Origin of the sequence: Brevibacterium sanguinis (assembly GCF_039528855.1) — a bacterium.
Taxonomy (GTDB): domain Bacteria; phylum Actinomycetota; class Actinomycetes; order Actinomycetales; family Brevibacteriaceae; genus Brevibacterium; species Brevibacterium sanguinis.
Genome location: NZ_BAAAMB010000013.1, coordinates 81533 through 87128, shown reverse-complemented (window position 1 = coordinate 87128; position 5596 = coordinate 81533). Strand labels below are relative to the sequence as shown.

General features: G+C 69.1%; 3 protein-coding genes. All 3 read right to left on the bottom strand.

Translation table 11 applies throughout. From position 1 onward, the window contains the following. Positions 1 to 17: 17 nt before the first annotated feature. Positions 18 to 2300: a helix-turn-helix transcriptional regulator gene (locus ABD154_RS14530; protein WP_249120898.1), complete on the bottom strand. Its 2283-nt coding sequence runs from the start codon at positions 2298 to 2300 to the stop codon at positions 18 to 20. Between the two features lie 224 nt (positions 2301 to 2524). Continuing rightward, positions 2525 to 3787 (bottom strand): serine hydrolase domain-containing protein, encoded by a 1263-nt coding sequence (locus ABD154_RS14525; RefSeq protein ID WP_198500770.1) that lies wholly within the window; start codon positions 3785 to 3787, stop codon positions 2525 to 2527. Positions 3788 to 3829: 42 nt separating this feature from the next. After that, positions 3830 to 5596 (bottom strand): biotin carboxylase (locus tag ABD154_RS14520; RefSeq protein ID WP_344251510.1); only part of this gene is annotated, 1767 nt, incomplete at its 5' end.

Sequence of the window (5596 nt, the reverse complement as noted above, 5' to 3'; positions counted from 1 at the left end):
GGCGCGTTCTCCCGCCGTCAGCTGAAGTAGCCGTTGCGGTAGCCGTATTCGACGGCGTCGCGACGGTTGCGCACCCCGAGCTTCCGGTAGATCGCGGAGAGACGGTTCTTCACCGTGCCCTCGGCCAGGGAGAGGTCGGCGGCGATCCGTGCGAGCGGGGTCGCCTTCTCGAGCCGGAAGAGCAGATCGAGCTCCTGCGAATCGAGCAGACGATTCTCGACCTGCGCCTCGAAGAAGGTCTGCGGCAGCGCGAGCAGACGCGCACGCAGCTCCTCGCCGGTGACCGGGACGAGTTCGAACGTCGCGGCGATGAGATCCCACTGCCGGGAGGACGCGGTGGCCCGGACGAACGCCTCCCTGATGTCCGAGGGCAGCAGGGCCAGGGGCAGCACGGAGCCCGCGACGATGCAGTAGTCGAGGGCGTTGTCGACATCGGCCAGCGCCGCCGTCTCCCGGCCCCGGCGGTGCATCGACGCCGCCCGCAGCGCGAGCGCCGACCCCTTCTTCTTCGGGTCGGTGCCCGTGATGAGCACATGCGAGGTCGAGGAGTCGACGACGTCGTACTGCCCGAGCGCGAAGCCGACCCGAGCCCGGGAGAGCCCGTGCTTGCGGTCGACGAGGGGCGCCTGCGCCGCGAGCGCCTGCGCCTCCCGCAGGGCCCCGGTGGCGACGGTGAGGATCGTCATGAGGGAGTACGCGGACCCGACGATCTGCAGATCGGTGTTCGTCACCTGGTTCTCCGGCGCGAGCGAATGCTCCTTGAGATAGAGGCCCGCCGTTCCGGAGTAGACGTTGTGGAGGACCTCCCCGTAGCGGTACACCCGCGACCCCAGCTGGTCCGGGGCCAGGCGCTTGGAGATCGCGATCGCCGCAGCGGAGGCCTCGAGGTCGAGCTGGTCGAGAGCCCGGTGCAGGCGCGGGGTGTTGGCGATGAAGTCCGTCTGCAGCGTGTGGAAGTCGAACCGCGACCGCAGCTCGTCATACCGGCGCAGACAGCCCTCGCTCTTCGGGCCGAACCCGGCGGCGACATGGCCGAGCGCCGCGATCGCGAGCCCCGGCACGAGCGGGTACGGGTCGAACGGGAGGATCGTCTCGGAGATCGTCACCGCCCGGTCGACGAGGTCCTGGCCGCGCCGGACATCACCGGACCGCGCGAGATCGAGCCCGCGCTCCATGAGCAGACGGGCATCGTAGAGACGCGACAGGGGTGCGGCCTGGGACTGTCGGGCGAAGAGGTACTGGTTGCCCTCCTCGGCCGCCCGCACCCCGCCGTCGAGGTCGCCGTGCTGCCGGCGGTCGCGCATCGAGCGCAACGTCATCACGGCCACCTCGTTGGCGGTGAAGTCGCCGTTGTCGAGGCGCACCCGCTCCTGCTCGAGGGTCGGCACATCGAGGCGGTCGAAGGTGACGAGCGCAAGGACCTCGCGCGGATCCGTCGACCCGGTGCGCGTGGAGATGTTCGCGATCTCCCGGGCAGCGCTCTGGGCCTCGGCGAGGACGAGGGAGCCGCGCGCCGCCGAGGCAGGGGCGGAGAGGATCGCGCGGACGGCGGTGAGGAACTCGGGGTAGAAGACGTTGAAGCCGCGCTCGGCCCACACCTCGGCGAGCAGGGACCACGCCTCGAGGTCGGCGATGAGACCGAAGATCGCCTCGAGACGGAACGTGCCGATGTCGAGCAGCGAGCGGAACGACTCCTCGAGCTCGCAGCTGAGCGCCCGCCGGGCCGTCAGCCCGCTCGGGGCCGGCGTCTGGTCGAAGCGGCGGGCCACGGAGCGGACGAGGCCGGGCATCGCGTAGGTGCCCGGACGGTCCGTGTCGATGCGCAGCAGACCGGCGAAGACGAGCTGGGAGGTCATCTCGTCGATGCTCGGCAGACCGGTGGCATCGACCGCTTCGAGCCGGGGGATCGCCTGTCGGGCCAGCGCCACGGTCGGCTGGTCGATGACGCTGACATGGGCGAGCACCTGGAGGAGGCGCACGGCGGGAGGGACCTCGCCGAGGTGGCCGGTGAGCTCCGAATCCTCGCCGAGGGGGACGAGGAGGGTGCTGAACCGATCGGATTCGAGGGCGTCGAGGTCGACCTGGGCGCGGTCGGCGCCGACGATGACGTCGCGGGCGATGCGGATCCGACCGGCGGTGAGGTCGAAGAGGGAGGTGACCGTCGCCACGGCGAGGTCGGTGTCGGGGAATTCAGTGGCCACCCGGCACGCGAACCGCTTCTCCTCGATGATGCGGGGGCCGAGGAAGAGGTCGAAAGCGCCGGGCTCGGGGGAGGGGGTGGATGTCGAATGGGGATTCACATGGGTGCCTTCAGTTGTCTCTGCGCCGCGGCCCGGCATCCGATGCGGTGGATGTCGGGCCGCGGTGGCAGCGAACGCGCGCTGCAGCTCCTTTGGGAAGGAACGTGCCCAAAGATTACAGTCCCGGCCAGTGGAAATCAGGCCCGGTTACGGCCCCGTGACTTTCAGTGACCCGTGAATGACTTCGTTGTGCGCGCGTCGGTGGGAGGGGAGAGCGCAGGGTGTCAGTTGACGGCTTTGGCGAGGGCGTCGAAGGCGCGGATCGTGGGGAAGAGCTTCTTCGCGTCCTGCGGCAGGCCCCAGCTCGAGAGCTTGACGCCGACGAACGAGGCCCCCGGGTTGATGTAGACCATCTGCCCGTGGATGCCGAGGGCGAGGAACGCATGCGAGTCGGGGAAGGGGAACCAGAACTGGTTCCGATACATCCCGCCCGGCATGCGGTTGTCTCCGGGACTGTCGGCGAACGCCTGCCGGGTGTCCTCGCTGCCGGTCAGGGTGTCGCCGATCCATGAGGTCGGCACCACCTGTTCGCCGGTCAGCGACAGCCCCCGATTCGAGTAGAGGTACCCGAAGCGGGCGAGGTCGCGCAGGGTCGCGTTGATCCCGCCGTCGAACATCCCCACCCCGAACTGATCGGTGGCGATGAGGGCGTCGCGTTCGGCGCCGATGCGCGACCACAGGACACGGGACATGAGCGTCTGCATGCTCTGCCCGGCGACCTTCTCGCACACCCAGCCGAGGACGTCGGTCTCACACGAGCGGTACTCGAACGGGCCGCCGTGCTCGGACTTCGCCTCGAGCGTGCGCAGGTAGGCGTACATGCCCTTGGCATCGCCGGGGTCGGTCTCCGACCAGCCGATGGACCGCTCGATCTGGCGCACCTCGGAGTCGGGGTCGAGATAGTCCTCGGAGAACCTGATGCCCGAGCGCATGTCGAGGATGTCGCGCACCGTCGCCCCCGCATAGCCGGAGTCGGCGAGCTCGGGCACGTAGTCCGTGACGAGCCTGCCGGTGTCGATCTCCCCTGCCCCGACGAGGACGCCGGCGACGGTGCCGACGAGCGACTTGCTCACCGACATGAGGAGGTGCTCGGTCTCCGGCTGCATGCCGCCGAAGTACTCCTCGGTCAGCACGGTGCCGTGGTGGACGACCATCCAGCCGTCGGTGTCGGAGTCGTCGATGACGCTGCGGACGGTGCGGGCCTCGGAGAACTCCGTCTCGGGGATCTCGACCTCGCCGAGGTCCTGGAGGTCGGCGGCGAACTCGGCGACCGGGCCGTCCCCGCGGGAGATCGGCGTCGTCGGCAGCACCTCGTCGACGTGCTGGAAGGACCAGTGGACCTTGTCGGCGTCCTGCCAGTTGTCGCGGTCGACCTCGACCGCCTCGGCGGGCAGAGCTGCCTCAGCAGGTGCCACCGCCTCGGCGGATGCGGGGTCGACGAACTCCGCGGGGTCGGTCAGGGTCGGATCCGATGATGTCTCGGACACACTTCACCTCTTCGATCTGTGCTGGGGGTCGGACTGAGACTATCAGTCGCCCTTGGCCCCGGGTCCGCCGATCGTCGGCGCAGGATCCTCTGCGGCGACGGGGACACCGGCGTACATCGCACGGATCGAATCGATGAAGTGCTTGGCGCGGATGCTCAGCGACTTCTTGCCGCTGGCATCGACCTGCAGCGGGTTCTTCGTCACGAGCACGCCGAGGTCGGCGCCCTTCCAGCGGTATTCGCCGGCCCCGTAGATGCGGAGGAAGAAGACCTCGCTGCCGTTCTGGAGGGGGTGCCAGTCGAGGGCGGCACGCTTGTAGGTGAGCGTGCCGTACTGGTCGAGGTAGTACTGGCCGGTCAGCGGCGAGTGGGTGATGTACTCGGTGATCGGCGCGGTCTCCTTGATGACCATCTGGCTCCACTCGTCCGCACCGGAGAGCTCCTCCCACCGCTCGTTGATCTCATCGACGTCGAGGTCGAATTCGACGTCGAGGTACTCGAGGAGGTGGAAGAGGAACAGCGGCACGTCGGCGTACGCTCCCGCGGTGACGTTCGTGATCGCCGAGGCGCCGGAGATCCGGGGATTGAGCTCGCCGAGGTAGACGTCGTTGGTGTCGAGATCGACGAGGACGTCGACCTCGAAGAACCCGCGGTAGCCGCGCTTGCGCAGTCCCTCGCCCATCCGGCGGACGAGTTCGCGGGCCCGCCCGCGCTGGTCGGCGGTGAGGACGTCGGGGGTCATCTCGTTGCCGCACCAGCCGCCCTTGTACGGGGTGAGCTCGGGGAAGCCGGCGAGTTCGGTGAGGAACGGGCCGACGACGACGCCGCTGCTCGTGATCACGGCCTCAACGGCGACCGGGGTGTTGTTGATGCGCTTCATCACCTTGAGCTGTTCGCCGATGATGTCGTCCTTGTGCTTGTCCCATTCCTCCTCGGAGGCGATGAAGAACGTCGTCTTGCCCGAATCCCCGTAGGGGGTCTGGACGACGAGGTCGGTGCCGAGTCCCTCGGCGACCGAGGCCTTCGTCAGCTCCTCATAGGTGTCGGCCGTGGTGAGGACGTTCGGCACCGAGTAGGCGCCCGCCTCGTTGCCGAGCTTCGTCGTCTCGATCTTCGAGTCGAGCTGATTGCGCAGCTTCGCCGAGGGGAGGATGAGGTCGTAGCCGAGCTCGCGGCAGATCCGCTCGGTCTCCTCGTCGAAGAAGACCATGGCGACCTTGGGGCGCTCGCCGTGGGGGACGTTGCGCGTCATGTGGGCGCGGACCTCGGCGTTGAGCAGCAGCCAGTTGTTGATGGCCTCGCCGGATTCGAACTCGACGAACGGCTTGTAGCGGGGCGAGAACACGCGGGGGTGGGCGCCGTCCCAGCCGTCGTAGTACGTGATGTAGGAGAAGTTGCGGACCCAGCGGTCGAGGCCGAGCAGGTTGAACGGAGTGGCGCCGATGAAGTAGATCGGCGTCTGGTTCGTGCGGAAGAAGTGACGGACCTCGGAGATGTTGCGCAGCGGGCGACGCAACTGGACGTTGTCGGCTTCCTTGCCCGCATAGGCGGCGTCGGTGCCGACATGGACCTCGGCGTCGGCGGGATCACCGGCGGAGGGATCGGCGGGCACAGCCGGGGCAGGAGCGGCGGGAGCCGCCGGGGCCGCCGGGGCGGCCGGAGTGCCTGGGGCTGCCGGCGGGGCGACAGGAGCCGCGGCCGGTGCTGCGGTGGTCGCGGCAGGGGCGGCCATTGCAGCTGCGGGGGCAGCGGCTGCGGGAGCCGGGGGGACAGGTGCCGCGGCGGGGGCCGCCGCTGGCGCACCGGGGGC